Origin of the sequence: Bradyrhizobium glycinis (assembly GCF_016031655.1) — a bacterium.
Lineage (GTDB): Bacteria > Pseudomonadota > Alphaproteobacteria > Rhizobiales > Xanthobacteraceae > Bradyrhizobium > Bradyrhizobium glycinis.
The window spans coordinates 799,153-814,754 of the sequence record NZ_JACCHQ010000001.1; the positions used below are offsets into that span (position 1 = coordinate 799,153).

The 15,602-nt window shown below is 65.6% G+C and carries 17 protein-coding genes; 5 read left to right on the forward strand and 12 right to left on the reverse strand.

What is annotated here, in order from left to right:
- The first annotated feature begins 2 nt into the window (after window positions 1-2).
- On the forward strand, window positions 3-662 hold the full coding sequence (gmk, locus tag HZZ16_RS03860; protein WP_172786453.1) for a guanylate kinase: 660 nt from the start codon (window positions 3-5) through the stop codon (window positions 660-662).
- Here gmk and HZZ16_RS03865 read toward each other — a convergent pair.
- Window positions 595-1,836 (reverse strand): hypothetical protein, encoded by a 1,242-nt coding sequence (locus HZZ16_RS03865; RefSeq protein ID WP_246509938.1) that lies wholly within the window; start codon window positions 1,834-1,836, stop codon window positions 595-597. The genes gmk and HZZ16_RS03865 overlap by 68 nt on opposite strands.
- A gap of 246 nt (window positions 1,837-2,082) precedes the next feature.
- On the opposite strand from HZZ16_RS03865, the gene HZZ16_RS03870 reads away from it, so the two are divergent.
- From HZZ16_RS03870 to HZZ16_RS03880, 3 genes are all read left to right on the forward strand, one after another.
- Window positions 2,083-2,400, forward strand: coding sequence for an ArsR/SmtB family transcription factor (locus tag HZZ16_RS03870; RefSeq protein ID WP_197947156.1), 318 nt, complete (start codon window positions 2,083-2,085; stop codon window positions 2,398-2,400).
- Window positions 2,397-2,882, forward strand: coding sequence for an SRPBCC family protein (locus HZZ16_RS03875; RefSeq protein WP_197947157.1), 486 nt, complete (start codon window positions 2,397-2,399; stop codon window positions 2,880-2,882). The genes HZZ16_RS03870 and HZZ16_RS03875 overlap by 4 nt, the downstream gene beginning before the upstream one ends.
- A gap of 118 nt (window positions 2,883-3,000) precedes the next feature.
- Entirely contained in the window at window positions 3,001-3,612 is a 612-nt protein-coding gene (locus HZZ16_RS03880; RefSeq protein ID WP_197947158.1) for a cupin, read from the forward strand.
- Here the strand turns inward: HZZ16_RS03880 and HZZ16_RS03885 are convergent.
- Window positions 3,600-4,301: a Crp/Fnr family transcriptional regulator gene (locus HZZ16_RS03885; RefSeq protein ID WP_197947159.1), complete on the reverse strand. Its 702-nt coding sequence runs from the start codon at window positions 4,299-4,301 to the stop codon at window positions 3,600-3,602. The genes HZZ16_RS03880 and HZZ16_RS03885 overlap by 13 nt on opposite strands.
- Before the next feature lie 18 nt (window positions 4,302-4,319).
- A complete protein-coding gene (locus tag HZZ16_RS03890; RefSeq protein ID WP_197947160.1) occupies window positions 4,320-4,559 on the reverse strand; it encodes a hypothetical protein in 240 nt (79 codons plus the stop codon).
- A gap of 156 nt (window positions 4,560-4,715) precedes the next feature.
- On the opposite strand from HZZ16_RS03890, the gene HZZ16_RS03895 reads away from it, so the two are divergent.
- Complete coding sequence (locus HZZ16_RS03895) at window positions 4,716-5,453, forward strand: Crp/Fnr family transcriptional regulator (RefSeq protein WP_197947161.1); 738 nt, start codon at window positions 4,716-4,718, stop codon at window positions 5,451-5,453.
- A 10-nt stretch (window positions 5,454-5,463) separates the two neighbouring features.
- Here HZZ16_RS03895 and HZZ16_RS03900 read toward each other — a convergent pair whose 3' ends face one another.
- From HZZ16_RS03900 to lptF, 9 genes are all read right to left on the reverse strand, one after another.
- On the reverse strand, window positions 5,464-6,183 hold the full coding sequence (locus tag HZZ16_RS03900; RefSeq protein WP_197947162.1) for a Crp/Fnr family transcriptional regulator: 720 nt from the start codon (window positions 6,181-6,183) through the stop codon (window positions 5,464-5,466).
- A gap of 158 nt (window positions 6,184-6,341) precedes the next feature.
- Complete coding sequence (locus HZZ16_RS03905; protein WP_197947163.1) at window positions 6,342-6,578, reverse strand: hypothetical protein; 237 nt, start codon at window positions 6,576-6,578, stop codon at window positions 6,342-6,344.
- 75 nt (window positions 6,579-6,653) lie between these two features.
- Window positions 6,654-7,712, reverse strand: a complete 1,059-nt coding sequence (locus tag HZZ16_RS03910; RefSeq protein ID WP_197947164.1) for an alcohol dehydrogenase — start codon at window positions 7,710-7,712, stop codon at window positions 6,654-6,656.
- 23 nt (window positions 7,713-7,735) lie between these two features.
- The gene (gene rsmA / locus HZZ16_RS03915) at window positions 7,736-8,593 is read right to left on the reverse strand and encodes a 16S rRNA (adenine(1518)-N(6)/adenine(1519)-N(6))-dimethyltransferase RsmA (RefSeq protein WP_197947165.1); all 858 of its coding nucleotides are present in this window, start codon (window positions 8,591-8,593) and stop codon (window positions 7,736-7,738) included.
- A complete protein-coding gene (gene pdxA, locus HZZ16_RS03920) occupies window positions 8,593-9,630 on the reverse strand; it encodes a 4-hydroxythreonine-4-phosphate dehydrogenase PdxA (RefSeq protein WP_197947166.1) in 1,038 nt (345 codons plus the stop codon). The genes rsmA and pdxA overlap by 1 nt, the downstream gene beginning before the upstream one ends.
- Window positions 9,630-10,565, reverse strand: coding sequence for a SurA N-terminal domain-containing protein (locus HZZ16_RS03925; RefSeq protein ID WP_197947167.1), 936 nt, complete (start codon window positions 10,563-10,565; stop codon window positions 9,630-9,632). Before HZZ16_RS03925 ends, pdxA begins: the two co-directional genes overlap by 1 nt.
- Window positions 10,566-10,626: 61 nt before the next feature.
- Entirely contained in the window at window positions 10,627-13,068 is a 2,442-nt protein-coding gene (locus HZZ16_RS03930; RefSeq protein WP_210342311.1) for an LPS-assembly protein LptD, read from the reverse strand.
- Between the two features lie 44 nt (window positions 13,069-13,112).
- Window positions 13,113-14,210: an LPS export ABC transporter permease LptG gene (gene lptG, locus HZZ16_RS03935; RefSeq protein WP_197947169.1), complete on the reverse strand. Its 1,098-nt coding sequence runs from the start codon at window positions 14,208-14,210 to the stop codon at window positions 13,113-13,115.
- A complete protein-coding gene (gene lptF / locus HZZ16_RS03940) occupies window positions 14,207-15,373 on the reverse strand; it encodes an LPS export ABC transporter permease LptF (protein WP_197947170.1) in 1,167 nt (388 codons plus the stop codon). Before lptF ends, lptG begins: the two co-directional genes overlap by 4 nt.
- Between the last annotated feature and the right edge of the window lie 229 nt (window positions 15,374-15,602).

Sequence of the window (15,602 nt, forward strand, 5' to 3'; positions counted from 1 at the left end):
CGATGACGACGGGCGGTCACGGAACTGACGGTGTCGAGCGCCGTGGATTGATGTTCGTGCTGTCCTCGCCGTCAGGCGCGGGCAAGACGACGCTGTCCCGTCTTTTGATCGAGCGGATGCCCGGCCTGAAAATGTCGGTCTCGGCGACCACGCGGCCGATGCGCCCGGGTGAGGTCAACGGCAAGGATTACACGTTCGTCGACAAGGCGACGTTCGATGCGATGGTCAAGGCCGACGAGCTCCTGGAATGGGCCACGGTGTTCGACAACAGCTACGGCACGCCGCGCGGCCCCGTCGAGGCGGCGCTGTCGGCAGGCCAGGACGTGCTGTTCGACATCGACTGGCAGGGGACCCAGCAATTGAAGCAGAAGGCGCGCGCCGATGTCGTCAGCGTCTTCATCCTGCCGCCCTCGGCGGCCGACCTCGAGAAGCGCCTGCACTCGCGCGCGCAGGATTCCGATGAGGTGATCCGCAAGCGGATGAGCCGCGCCAGCGACGAGATGAGTCACTGGGCCGAGTACGACTACATCGTGATCAACCACGCGGTCGACGAGGCCTTCGCCGAGGTGCAGTCGATCCTGAAGGCCGAACGCCTCAAGCGCGAGCGGCGGATTGGCCTCGTAGGCTTCGTGCGAAGTTTGCAAGGTCAGCTTCAAGGTTAGGCCGCGACAGCCGCGGCCCTTGCTTGGCCAGCTGTTCCAGCATCGTCGTGATGACGTCGACGTCGACCGCATCGGCGTCCCGACCCGCCGGCGCGTCATCGCGATCCTGGCCGATCTCGCTGGCGGCGAGCTGGAGCGCTGCGGCGACGAGCTCGGCTTTCTCGTCGGCCATTTCGATCTCGACCTTGTTGCTTCTGGTCTCGACAGGTTCTGCGGCCGGAGCGGCGGCACGCTGCCTGCGCGCGTCGATCAGCTCGATCTCGCGGCCGATCGCGGCGAGTTTCGTCGCTTGTCTTGTCGGTCGCGGACGTACCGCATCGAAGTCGATCGGGCGTGGCGGCTGGGCGGCGGCCGGCGGTGAATCCCGCCAGGGCGCACGGCTTGCATCCTGGTTGTGCGCCTGCCAATCGTCCCAATGCCCGTGACGGTCCGCCGACCGGAGGCGGACGCGCGAGCCGGCGAAGCGGTAGATGAGGCTGGCAAGGATTCCAGCGAGCGCCAGGGCGCCGCCGATCACGAGCAGCAGCATCTGCAACGAGCCGGTCGGCTTGTCAGTCGTGCTGTTGTCTGCCGCAGCGAGCGCCACGGGCGAGGAGGATTTCGACGGCTTTGCGCTCGGCTGCGCGGCTGCTGCGACAACGGTCGGTGCCGGGGGCGGCGCGGATGCCGTGGAGACATCGGGCCAGGGCGCGGCGCCAGCGGGTTGCTGCGCGTTGCCGTCAGCGGACTGGTCCGTGGATTGTTGCACCGGTGCCGCAGCGGCGGCTTGCATCGGAACGTTCGCCGTCTTGGCAGCAGCAGTTCCGCGCGGCGTCAGATATTCGGCGCGCGCGTCCTGTACCGGGTTCTGCTGCGGCGCCCGTGCATCCGCGGTCGGTGGATCGCTCTCGGTCGGGACGGCCTGCGCGGTCTTCGCGCTCTCCTTCTCACCGGCGGCGCGCAGATACCAGCACTTGCGCTTCGTCGTGCGATCGAGGCGATAGTACCAATGCTGCCCCTGCGGCGCGGCATCCTTTGGCGAAGCCAGGCAGTCGGGCGCCGCATTGGCCGTGCTCGATGGCGTCGGCGCGTTCTGCGATACCGCGGCCAATGGCGCGCCCGCAAGGATGCTGGCGACGAGGGTCGAAATGAACTTTGCGGCGCGGTTGCCCATCCTGGTCTCCCGGTTACGCATGACGCAACTCTTGACCACCCCTTTGTCATCAAAGACTTGGGTGGCAATGAGCCGCAAATCCGGAGAGGATGTGGCCTGAATCGGGCCTGCGCGGCGTTCGTTCCGCCGCCGGACGAGACTCTTCAACACCAAAATTAGAGTTTCACGCCGCGACCTCAGCCGGTTGACACGATAATTAGTTTCCACTAATCATTAGCAATCACTTATAATGGTTCGAGCAGGCATGGCATCCGGCGGTGAGTGGCTATGGCTAAAGACAGCGCACAACTGGCCGCACTCGGCGATCCCACCCGCAGGCGGATCTTCGAGCTTGTCGGTGCACGGCCACGCACCGTCGCTGAGATCACGCGACAGCTGCCCGTGTCCCAGTCGGCCGTCTCACAGCATCTCAAGGTGCTGCGCGAATCTCGTTTGGTTCGTGCAGAGCCGAAGGGCGCCAGCAACGTCTATCACATCGATCCAGCGGGGCTCGGCCAGATGCGCGCGTGGCTCGACCGGTTCTGGAGCGACACGCTGGCCGCTTACAAATTAGCCGTCGAAAAACCACCGGAGGGATCCAAATGAACACACGTGTGGCGGTTGCGCCCGTAAAACATTCCGTTGTCGTCGAGGCGCCGATCGAGCGCGCGTTCAAGATCTTCACCGAAGACTTCGGCAGCTTCAAGCCGCGCGAGCACAATCTGCTCGCTGTCCCCATCGCAGAGACCGTATTCGAACCTCGGGTGGGCGGAAGCATCTATGATCGGGGGATCGATGGCAGCGAATGCCGCTGGGCGCGCGTGTTGGCGTTCGACCCGCCCACTCGAGTCCTCTTGAGCTGGGACATCAGCCCGCGCTGGCAAATCGAGACCGATCCCGCCAAGACGAGTGAATGGGAGGTCCGCTTCATTGCGGAGACACCAAGCCGGACCCGCTTGGAGCTGGAGCACCGTCACCTCGATCGCCACGGCGAGGGCTGGGAAGGCGTCCGCAGCGGCGTTGACAGTGATCAGGGTTGGCCGCTCTATCTGCGGCGGTTTGCCGAGCTGATTGCCGGCAAGGGTTGACGCGCTCCTTTCCAACGCCGCGTCATGATGAGCTGGAGAGGCCCTGTCGAGCCTTGCTCCGACAGGGCCCGGAAACTTCTCGCCTCCGCAGCCGTTAGTTCGCGGCTGAGGAGACGTCATGCCGGTCAAGGACCAGATCAAGAACTTCGCCAAGAAGCTGGTGGAGGACCAGCCCGATGCAGCGATGCTGCGGGAGCTGGTGCGGGCCCGCAAGCCCACCGCCATGCACTTTCGCGACGATGGCATCGTGCCGAACAATCCGCGCTTTCCGGCGCTGCTCTATCGCGGGGTGGTGAAGCTGAACGGTCGGCGCTTTCCGCCCGAGGTGGTCATCGATACGCTGTTCGACACGAACGGCTGGGGCCGGTCGTGGCGCGATACCGTCTACGACTTCGTCCACTATCATTCGCAGATCCATGAAGTGATGGGCGTGGCGCGCGGCATGGCGAGGATCGAGTGCGGCGGGATCAAGGGCCGCATCCTGAAACTGAAAGCCGGCGACGTGCTGGTCCTGCCCGCGGGCACCGGCCACCGGCTGATCGGATCCAGCCGGGACTTTCTGGTCGTCGGCGCCTATCCGCAGGACGGCACGTATGACGAGTGCACCGACACGCGCCAGCGTCCCGACGCGGTCAAGCGCATTGCCAAGGTCCGCAAGCCGAAGACGGATCCCGTGCTGGGGAGCGGCGGGCCGCTGCTCGACGCCTGGCGGACCGCTCAGCTCAGATAATCCGGCGTGAAATCCGCAAGCTGGCGCAGCTCGTCGGGCTGGAGCAGCTCGATCTCGGCGCCGTCCCAGGCGATCAATCCGCGATGCCTCAGCTCCTGAACGGTGCGGTTGACGTGGACGATCGACAATCCGCAGGCGTCCGCGACGTGACGCTGCGTCATCGGCATCTGGAAACAGTTGCTCTTGAGGAGCCCGACGACCTCCAGCCTCGCGGCGAGCTCGCAGATGAGGTGCGCGACCTTGGGCAGCGCCGCCTGCGCGCCGAGGCGGGCGATCCATTGCCGCGAGACCGCCGCGTCGATCAGCGTCTCGCGCCAGAAGGCACGGGTCAGGTGGATCGAGCCGTCGAGCAGCTGGCGCAGCTGGCTGTGGGCGACGGTGCCGACGATGGTCGGGCCGAGCCCGACGAGGTCCGCGTCCATCGGCGAGACCAGCAGCGTGTGCAGGCACGGCATGTCGCCGGGAACATGGAAGGCGAGGGTCTGGCTGCGATCGCCGACGATGCGCGACTGGTAGAGGAAGCCGCTGACGATGAAGACGCAGCGGGTCGCAGCCTCTCCCTGGCGCAGCACGATCTCGCCATCCGCGACCTGGCGCAGCGTGGACGGCAAGCCCGCGATCTGCCGGCGCTCGTCCTCGGACAGGCCTTCGATCGCCTGCAGGCGGGCGATGAACTTCGGATGCGGCATGAGCATCGCGTGCTGTTTTCAGCCGTCCCGCGGCACGGAGGCCTCGGCGAGACGACGCGACAGTTTCGCAAGCGTCCAGTCGGAAACCGGCGCGGATCGGAACTCGCGGATGGCGCGAGCGAGCTCCTGATCCGACATCGGCCGGACCGGCTCCCTCAGCGTTCCCTTCAGCAAGGCATCGCTGATGCTGTCCAGATGCTCGCCGGCATCGGACGCGAACAGGCGGCGGATGCGCTCCAGGAGAGTGGTACTTTTCATGAGAAGGCTGGCTGGTCCGAAATCGGGGGATGGCGCGGCTGCGATCGGTGCGTCGCAAGCCAATTAGCAACCTGTGCTTCCGATCAGCGTTCTAGTCCGCTGAACGCAAGCCGCACGTATCATTTGATAGAACCGGCGCGATTTTTGGCGGACCCGATGGAAAAAGCTCACGACGTGCTGATACGGAACCTTAGCGAGCACACCGCGCTCGCAGAGGAGGATGCGGGCGAGATTCGCGCGCTGACCTTCATGCTGCGCGATTTCGCGTCCAATGAGGATTTCATTCGTCAAGGCGACGAACCCGAGCATTCCGCTTTGGTCGTCTCCGGCATGGTTGCCCGCTATCACCTGCTCGGCAGCGGGCGGCGGCAATATCTGGCGTTCCATCTCACCGGCGATCTTCCGGACGCGCAGGGGCTGTTCATCGACCAGATGGATCACGGGCTCAGTGCGCTCGGGCCGGCGTCGGTCGCGTTCATCCCGCACCGCGAATTGTTCATCGCATTCCGGCGGCGGCCGACCTTCGGGCTCGCGGTCTGGCGCGAGACGCTGCGCGATGCTGCGATCTTTCGCGAGGCCATCACCAACAACAGCGCCCGGCCGATGCAGACGCGCATGGCGCACTTGTTTTGCGAGCTGTTCTACCGCGCCCGCGCGGCGCAGCTGGTCCGCGGCAATCGCTGCCGCATGCCGATCAGCCTCGCACAGCTCGGCGAGACGCTCGGCATGGCGATCGCGACGGTGAACCGGACGCTCGCCGATCTCAGGCGCAGCGGCGCGATGGATCTTCGTGACGGCGAGCTGGTCGTGCTGAAATGGCGCGAGCTGCAGCGGCTCGGCGATTTCAGTCCGGCCTATCTGCATCTGAAGCGGCAGTCGCAGCCGCGTGGGTGAGACGGAGGCGTCAGCCTTCCACGGTCGCCGCTCCACCGCGCACCTCGTCGAAATGCTTCTTCACCCAATCGTTGCAGCAGCAGGCTCTCGCTTCGAGCGCTGCAGCGTCGAGGATCAGAATGGCGCCGCGGCGGGTCGCGAGGATGCGCCGCGCCTTGAACATCTGGATGACGCGGCTGGCATAGCTGCGGGAGACGCCCAGCATGCCGGCGAGCTGCTCGTGGGTGAGAGGAATCTCGGCTCCGCCGATATGTTCCTGCGCTGAGATGATCCACTTGGCGGCCCGCTGCTCGATCGAATGCGCAGCGTTGCAGGCAGCGGCCTGCAAGAGCTGCGCGAACTGGCAGTCGGCATAGCGCGCGAAAGCCTCCTGGAGCGTCGCCGACCTCTGCTGCGCCTGCTCGAGCGCGCGCAGCGGCAGCCGCACCAGGGTGCCGCCGAACTTCACGATCATGCGTGAATAGGCGAGCGAAGGGCTGCGGCCGGCGGCGATGCCGACCGCGCCCTCGCGTCCCACCAGCAGGCTTTCGACCTCGCGATCATCCTCGACCGGCACGGCGAACGACACCAGCGCCGGACCACATGGAAAATGGACCGCGGCGACGTCGTCGCCGGCGTGATGCAGCACGTGGCTCGCTTCGACTTCGACCAGCTGGAGGTGAGGCGCGAGCAGTTCGAAATCCTGATGATTGAGCTGCCGGAGCAGATCGTTCTGGGGCCGACCGGTCACATCGTGTTCTCTTGGCGGGCCGGGAATCGGCGCCAGCGGCAAACCTACGTTTCCGCGGCGGAACCGACGGTTCCAAAGTGCACACAACGGACGTTCGGGCGTTGAAAACTAGACCACGACGTCGCGGGCTTCAGCGGGCTGGACGGCAGCGAGGATCGTCAGCCGCAGCGGACTTCACGATCCCCCGTCAGTCGGCCTTGTGCCGCAGCGGCGCGGTACGCGTCGATCGCCCTGTTGGCGAGCATCAATGGCCGGCGCTCACCGGTTCGAAGCTGGGCCTCTATGGCGTCGAGCAGGAAGTTCGCGCTCGCGTCCGGGGAGCCGAGCTCGCCGCTCTTCTCCAGGCAGCTCCAGGCGATGAAGAATGCGCTTTCGACGGTGCAACGGATCGACATGCGCAGCCAACGCGGCGCGGCCGCAGGCGTTCCGTACGGTGGGCGGGACTTGGCCTCGGACCCGCCGCGCAGCCGTCAGTTCTTCAAGACGATGCGACCGACGACCTTGCCGGCGCGCAATTCGTCGATCCACTTCTGCACGTCGCCCATCGGCTCCTCGCGCATCGGCGTCGGCTTGATCTTGCCGGCGCGGGCGAGCGCCATCAGCTCGTGGGCCTCGGAGAGCGTGCCGACCATGAAACCTTCGATGGTCATGCGCTTGTAGACCCATTGCACCATCGGCAGCGTGAACTGGCCGCCCATCAGGCCGGAGACCACGATCTTGCCGCCGCGCGCGGCAACCGCCACGGCAAAGGCCATCGACTTCTCGTTGCCGGCGAAATCGACGACCTCGTCGAAGCCGCCCTCGGTCTCCTTCAGGATGCGGCGGATCACTTCCGGCTCGGCCGGATCGTAGGCCACCGCCGCACCGTTCTTGAGCGCCGTCTCGCGCGCGGCCGGCGAGAGGTCGGCCACCGTGATCGGCTGGTTGAACATCGCCTGCGCGAACGACAGGCCCATCATGCCGACGCCGCCGAGGCCGATCAGCAACAAATTGCGCTGGCGCGGACGGTCGACCAGGCGCTTGAGCGCGCCATAGGCGGTGACGCCGGAGCACATCAAGGTGGCGGCCTGGTTGACGGGCAGGGGATCGTAGTCGAGCAGGTACTTTGCGTCGGGGACCAGAACGTGGGTGGCGAAGCCGCCGTCGATGGAGACGCCGAGGAAGCGCTGCTTGACGCAGAGGTTCTCGTCGCCATTGGCGCAGTCGCGGCACTGGCCGCAGCCGATCCACGGAAACACCGCCTTCTTGGCGCCGACGAGGCTTGCCGGAACGTCGGGGCCGACCTCATCGACGACGCCGGCGATCTCGTGGCCGAGCGTGAAAGGCAGCGTCATGCCGCGCGTGGTGTCGAGCTTCTTGCCGCCGCCGAGATCGGCATAGCCGTCCTGGATGTGGAGATCGGAATGGCAGAGGCCGCAGCGCTCGATGCGGACGAGGACCTCACGGCCTTGCGGCTTGGGCGTCTCGACGATGGTCTCGCACAGCGGCGCATCGAACTTGACCAGGGACTGCCGACGCATCAACGCCATTTTCTTTCCTCCGGAATTCTTGGTTACTCAGTTTCGCTGCGTATATCTGCCAATTCACGCGCCATGGCAACAAAGCCGGAGATGGGAATGGTCTCGGCGCGCCGCGTCGCGTCGACGCCGGCGGCTCGTGCAAGCCGCGCCGGATCGACATTCAGCGATTTCAGACTTTGCCGCAGCATTTTCCGGCGCTGGCCGAACGCGGCGGCGGCGACCTGCTCGAGCAGCCTGCGATCACACGGCAACGGCTCTGGGCGCGGCTTGAGGCGCACGACGCAGGAGGTGACTTTCGGCGGCGGCACGAAGGCGGACGGCGCAATATCGAACAGGATCTTGGTCTCGCAGCGCCAATTGGCGAGCACGCCGAGCCGGCCATAGGCCTCCTCGTCCTCGCGCGCGACGATGCGCTCGCCGACCTCGCGCTGGAACATCAGCACCATCATCTCGTACCAGGGTGGCCAGGGTTCGGCGGTGAGCCAGTTGATGAGAAGCTGGGTCGCGATGTTGTAGGGCAGGTTGGCGACGATCTTGGCGCGCTCGCCCGAGAGCAGCGGGCGCGGATCGAAGGTCATGGCATCGCCATGCACGATCTCGAGCCTATCGGGGTAGCGCGCGGAAATATCCTGCAAGGCCGGGATTGCGCGCTCGTCGTGCTCGATGGCGATGACGCGGCGAGCGCCGAGCGCCAGCAGCGCCCGCGTCAGCCCGCCCGGGCCGGGGCCGATCTCGACGATGGTGGAATCCTCGAGCGGCGCCGCCGCACGCGCGATGCGCGCGGTGAGATTGAGGTCCAGCAGGAAGTTCTGGCCGAGCGATTTCCTGGCCGACAGCGCATGCTGGCGAATGACCTCGCGCAGCGGCGGGAGGTCGTCGATAGCGCTCATCAGCTTGTCGCAGCCGCCATGCGACGGGCAAGCTGAAGCGCCGCGATCAGACTCGCTGGATTGGCCTTGCCCGTGCCGGCGATGTCGAAGGCGGTGCCGTGATCCGGCGAGGTGCGGACGAAGGGCAGTCCGAGCGTGACGTTGACGGCGTCGTCGAAGGCGACGGTCTTGATCGGGATCAGCGCCTGGTCGTGATACATGCAGACCGCGCAATCATAGGTCCGTCGCGCCGCCTCGTGGAACATGGTGTCGGCGGGCAACGGCCCCCTGGCCTCGATGCCGTCGTTGCGCAGCGCTTTGAGCGCCGGGGCGATGACGGTCTGCTCCTCGTGGCCGAGCGAGCCATCCTCGCCGGCATGGGGATTGAGACCGGAGACCGCGATGCGCGGCCTGGCGATGCCGAAGCGGGACTTCAGCTCGGCGGCGACGATGCGAACGGTCGAGACGATCAGCTCGCTGGTGAGCTCTCCCAGCGCATCGCGCAGCGAGACGTGGATGGTCACGGGCACGACGGCGAGCTGGGGCGACCACAGCATCATCACCGGCTGCGGCACGCGGCCGTTCTCCGCGGCGAGCTCGGCGAGGAATTCGGTGTGGCCGGGATGACGGAAGCCGGCGCGGTAGAGCACGCTCTTGGCGATCGGGTTGGTGACGACGGCGCCGGCACGGCCTGCGCGCACGTCAATGACCGCCTGCCGGATCGAGGCGAGCGCGGCCGGCGCGCTGGATGAATCGGGCTTGCCGGGCTCGGCGGTGGCGCGCTCGCCGGTCGCGACCACGGGCAGGGCGTCCGTGAAGGCGGAAGCCGCTTCACCGGGGCTCACCGTGGCGATCCTGATATCGGCGCCGAGCGCCTTGGCGCGGCGCGCGATCAGGGCCTCGTCGCCGAGCAGATAGAAGGCGGGCAGGTTCAGCTCGCCCCGCCTGAGCCAGGCTGCGATCGTGATGTCGGGGCCGATGCCGGCGGGCTCTCCCAGGGTGAGGGCAAGGGGCTTGGCTGCGGACTCGGTGGAGGGCTCTGGAGAGGGCTTGGCCATCAGCGGTTGCGATATTCGATCATCGCCGCCTTGCGCAGCTCGTCGAGATAGGCCTTCTGCGTCTTCTCGTACTTCTCCTGATACATCTTCTCGCGGACCTCACGCTTCTTCGGCGTGTCGATCATGGTCGGCTTGCGCGAGCACAGCACCACCATCTCGATGCCGTTCTTGGTCATCTCGGGCGCGGTCATGCGGCCGATCGGGGTGTCGTCGAGCACCTTGCGCAGCGGCTCGGGCAGCTCCGCGGTGGTCTTGGTGACGGTGTCGCGGATGGTCGCGTTCGGGGTCGAGCGGAACAGCGAATTGGCCTCCTCGCAGCTCCCGACGCGGGCGCGATAAGACTCGGCTTCTTTCTTCCGGGTTTCCAGGAACGCCGCCGATGAGCCGCGCGGCACGATCAGCACGATCGGCTGCATCTTGTACTCGGTGCCCTCGACCTGGAGCTTGTCGCCGGTCTGCGCCTGCACGGCCTGCGCGACGTCGCGCTCGCCGACCAGCAGCTTCTCCTTGAAGCGGCCGCGCACGAGGCTGCCCCAGACCATCTCGGCCTTCATGCGGCTCTTCAGCGTCTCCGGACGGATGCCCTTGGATTCGAGCGACTTTGTAAGCTGATCGGGCGTGATGCGCATGCGCTGCGCCGTGCTGTCATAGGACTGATTGATATCTGAGACGCCGGGATCGACGCCGTATTTCTTGCCTTCCTTGAGCTTGACCTTGTCGTCGATCAGCTCGTTGATGACGTCCTGCCGGCTCGGCGTCTTCTGCGTCGACAGCTGGTCGAGCTTGGTGCGCTGCTCGATGTCGAAATCGGTGATGGGATCGCCGTTGACCATCACGACGATGTTTTGCGCGCGCGACGGCGAGGGCAGGGCGGCCAACATCAGCCCGGCACCGATGGCGAGAAGGAGGCGGAAGACAGGCAATGGCGTCGTCATGATGTCGCTCGCATGTCGGCCGCGTTGAGATAGGGCGAACGCGGCCGGCACTTCAAACCATTCACTGGAGGCCGGCGGAACTGCTGGATGTGGACGTGTTCGCCAGCGTGCGCAGGCCGATTTGGAACATGAACGCGTGGCTCAGCGTGGGCGGTGCGGTGCCCGCCGAATAGCTATACGAAGTTACGTAATTCGCCGCCAGCACGAAGCAATCGTCGACATAGCCGGCACCGAGCACATATTGGTTGATCTTGTTGGCCTCGAGGTCCCAGCGCGCCGAGCCCGATACGACCCAGTTGCTCGCGACCTTCAGCGAGCCCGTCGTCAGGATGCCCTCGCGGCGGGTCAGATAGCCCAGCTCCGGCTGGGCTGCGTAATTGCCGTACACCACGCTGACCGACCAACGATTGAAGTTGGCGCGGCCTTCCGCCTCGAAGCGCTGCACGTTCCAGGTCTGCTCGTCCATGCGGGAGCGGACGCTGAACGTGTAGGTGCTGTTCGGCGAGTAGTTGGCGCTCGCAACGTAATCCGACCGCGGCTTGTCGAGGCCGGAATCGCGGCCAGTATTGATGGCATCCTGGACCGTGAAGGAGTTCAGGCCGAACAGGTGGTAGGACTGGCCGAACAGCACCTTGACGGCGCCGCCCCTGTCGAACTGCGTGGTGGACTGCACGCCGACATTGGCGCGGCCGCCGCCCTCGACGCGGTCGTAGCCGGAGAACTTGTCGACGCTGAACAGGTTCGAGGCGTCGAACACCAGGCTCTGGGCGTCCTCGTTCGGCAGCCTGCCCGCATAGGTCTCGTTCGGCCGGATGATGATCTGCGCGATCGGCTCGAGGGTGGTCGAGCCCCAGGGCTGAACGTTGATGAAGGGATAGCGGTACTCCAGGCCCACGGTCGGCATCAGGCGGAACGCCTGGGTGTCGCCGACGGGCAGGTAGTTCGATACACCGGGCTGGTTGGAGATCGAGGACCTGATCGCGTCGGCGCGCAGGCTCGCGAACGGCGTCCAGATCTGGCCGAACGGGTCGGTGAAGGACTTGCGCCACTGCGCTTCGGCGGTGAGGCGGGTGTAGCTGCCGGGGAAGCCGCGCAGCAGGCACTGCGAGGGCATGCGCGCCAGCGGATCGGCCGATGCCGTGGTGCACAGGCTGTTGGTGTTGGCGAGCGTCGTGATCGGGTCGAACACCGCATCGTCGCGCGACAGGTTCACGAAATTGGTCTTGTAGCTGAACTCGCCGCCGAAGACGGGATAGTTCAGCACGTTGGAATAGTCGATCACCGGGTAGACGATCGGCACCTGGCTCTGGTTGCCCGAATAGCTCAGCCAGTACATCGTGCGCGCATCGAAGAAGCTGCGGTTGCCGACGCCGGTCAGATAGAGCTGCGACAGCGCTTCTGTCGGCAGCAGCAGGAACGAGCCGAGCGGATCGCGGTACTGATAGAGCCGGTAGTCCGAGAAGAAATAATAGTCGGACATCAGCACGCCGTCCCAGCCCCAGACCCATTTGTCGTTCAGCGCGAACTGACCCTTGGTGTCGATGGCGCCGCGGAAGTCGCGGTCGCCCGGCTGCCCGGCGAATGCTCCGGGATCGAGCTGGTTGATGCCGTAGGCACGGATCTGGTAGGCGCCGTCGATCAGGCGCTGGCGGAATTCGCCCTGCAGCAGCACGCCTTGCCGCGACAGGAAGCGCGGGGTGATGGTTGCGTCCATGTCGGGGGCGATCGCCCAGTAATAGGGAACCTCGACGCCATAGCCCGTCCTGTCCGTGCCGGAAATATAACCCGGCATCAGGAAGCCGGATTTACGCTTCACGGTCGGGTCGGGCGTCGAGAAATAGGGCATGTAGGCGAGCGGCACGCCGAAGAACTCGATCTGCGCCGTCTCGAAATACAGCATCTTCTCCTGCTGGTCGTGGATGATGCGGGCACCCTTGACCTGCCATAGCGGCGGCTTCTTCGGATCGTCCTTACACGGCGCGCAGGCCGTGTAGACGCCGTTCTCGAACACCGTGTAATTGCCGCTGGAGCGGTCGGCGCGGCGCGCGGCCATGCGGGTCTGATCGGCCGTGTCCACGCGCAGCGAATCGACAAAACCGTCGCGATAATCGTCGGAGAGATCCAGGATCTCGGCATAGGTGATCTTGCCGTCGGCATCCGTCATGCGGATGTTGCCTTCGGCATGCAGCCGCTTGGTCTTCTGGTCGTAGATGACCCGGTCGGCCTCGACGCTGGTGCCGTTGTAGAACAGCTGCACGTTACCGACCGCGGAGACGCGCGAATTGTTGTAGTCGTAGTCCACCTCGGTGGCCTGAACCAGCATCTGGTTGTCGTTGGGGGCCCTCGGCGGCTTCGGACGCGGCGGCAGCGGATTATAGGTGTACTGGGCGGAGGCGGGCGCGACTGCGGCAATGTCGATCAGCCCGCCGAGCGAGGCGGCAGCGGCGACAGCGAGCAGAAGCCTGCGGACGGACCAGCCGTACCCGTTCGCGCGCACCAACATGCGCCGCGTCAAACGAGACACGAGCCCTCGGCGGACGGCAGTCACTATCCGTCCTCCTGATAGAGCAAGGCCAAAAAGCCGGTGAGGCCGCCCACCACAACGGGCAACCACGCCGCAGCGATCGGATGCATCAACTCAGCCTTGCTCAAATCCTCAGTTACTTTCGACAGAACGTAGAGCAGAAAGCCTGCGCCCACGCCACTCAAAACCATCTTCTGCACGCCGCCCATCCGAAAGAAGCGCAACGACACGGAGGCCGCGAGCATCACCATGGCTGCGAGCAAAAACGGCTGTGCCAGAAGCTTCTGATACTGGAGTCGGTATCCGGCTGTCGCGAAGCCCGAGCTTTCGGAGGAGCGGATGTAGCTCGGTAGTTGCCAAAAGGACACAGTCTCGGGGGTGGAAAAGCTGTTGCGGACCTGCGCCTCGGTCAGCGTGGTCGGAATCTCCAGAGTGGCCTGGTCGATCGGCGGTCCGTCCAGCGTGAAGCGGCGGACGCCCTTGAACAGCCAGCGGCCGGCATCCAGCGTCGCCTCGCGTGCCTCGACCCGCTCCTTGAAGTGCTGGTCCTGGTCGAACCGGAACAGCGTCAGCCCGGTGAGCCGGATGCCCTGCTGCTCGCTGCGCGCCGCATTGATGATGGTCTGCCCGTCGCTGGTCACCTGGTTGAGCCAGAAGCCGGAGGCGTCCTGGATGCCGCCGCCGGGCGCCGAGCCGAACAGCTCGGCTTCCATGCGCTTGGACAGCTCGCGCAAGTTCGCTGACATCGGATTGTAGGCGATGGTGGCGATCACCCCGATCAGCAGCGCGCTGCCAAGCGCGGGCGCGATGAACTGCCAGGCGGAGATGCCCGCGGCGCGCGCCACCACGAGCTCAAGCCGGCGCGAGAGGGCGAGATAGCAGGTCATGGCGCCGATCAGCATGCAGAACGGCGTCAGCTTCTCCAGCAGCTGCGGCACCCGGAACAGCGAGGTCTCGGCCACCATGATCGCGGAGGCGGATGCGAGCCCTGAGGTCTTGCGCACCATCTCGATGTAGTCGACCAGCACCAGCAGCAGGAAAATCCCGCCGAAGACGCCGAGCGCCGCGACCACGAAGCGGCCGGCGAAATAGCGCCCGAGTGTGTTCGTGAGCATGCTCATGCGGTGGCCGGACGTCCGAACAGCCGCGCGATCCGTGCGTTCGACCTGTTGATGGCCTCCATCAGGCCGGGAGGCGGCTCGACCACGACACCGCGGATGATCATCCACAGTCCGACGCCGATCGCGCCGAGAACCATCGCATATTGGGCCAGCACCGGGCCCGGCGACTTCACGGCCATCACCGAGCAGGCGAAACCGGCCATGCGCAGGCCGAACACCGCCACGATCGAGGAGGCGATCGAGAAGTTGCGGCTCTGGCGGGTGGTGCGCGGCGCTCCAAGGAAGGCAAAGGTCAGCACGGCAAAGGCGAACGGATAGATCGGCGCGAGCAGGCTGTCATGCAGGGCCGCGCGGAACTGCCCTGGAATCTGCTTGTAGACGGGATCGTTCTCGGAGGGCGAGAACAGCTCCCAGAGATAGCGCTCGCGGATGCCGAGGGTGACGTCGCGGCCCTTGGCGAATTTCGACATGTCGAAGCCGTAGCGGCCGAAGGCCACAAGCGCCGGATCGCGCTTGCCCGCTTCGAAGCGCTGGAGATTGCCGGTCTCCAGCACCAGGAACGAGCCGGTCTCGTTCTTCACGACCTCGCCGTGCTCGGCGACGATCGAGACGCGCTCGTTCGGATCCCGACGGTCGTCGATGAAGATGCCGGCAAGGATGCCGCCCGGCAGGCGTTCGCGAATCCGGATCGTGAGACTCTCGTCGAGCCGGGCGAAGCGGCCGGGCTGCAGGATGTTGGTGAGCACGTCGGCGGTGATCTCGGCATCCCATTGCTTGATGCGCCGCATCCCGTCCGGGGCGAGGTAGGCCGCAATGAACGCGACCAGCAGCGCCACCACGCAGGTGGCGTAGAAGAACGGAAAGAACAGCCGGAACGGCGAGAAGCCGGCGGCATTCATCACGATGATCTCGGAATCGGTCGCGAGCTTGTTCAGCGTGTGCGAGATCGCGATCATCAGCGCGATCGGCGAGATGATCAGGACCAGGGCCGGGATCACGAGGCTGGTGATGCCGAGGAAGGTGAGAATGGTCTGACCCTGGCTCGTCATCAGGTCGATGCCGCGCAACGCCTGCGTAATCCAGATCACGCCGGTGAGGCTGACCAGGACCAGCGCAAACGACGCCAGCGTCGTGCGGAAGATATACCTATCGATCGACCCCATGCGCTACCGCACGAACCCACCAAGTCCCCAATGTCGGCCGGAATTCCGGCTGCCCAACCAATCCCCCGATTCAAGGGATCCCCAAGGTCGGCCAACAGCTCTTCCGCCAGCTCATTCTCTCACTACCATCCCTTTGATCCGTCAACAAAATGGCTGCCCCATGGCACCCTCATTATACGGTTAATATTTCGCCCGTTGTGGCCAGGCCGCCACGGCGGTGCTTGGCATC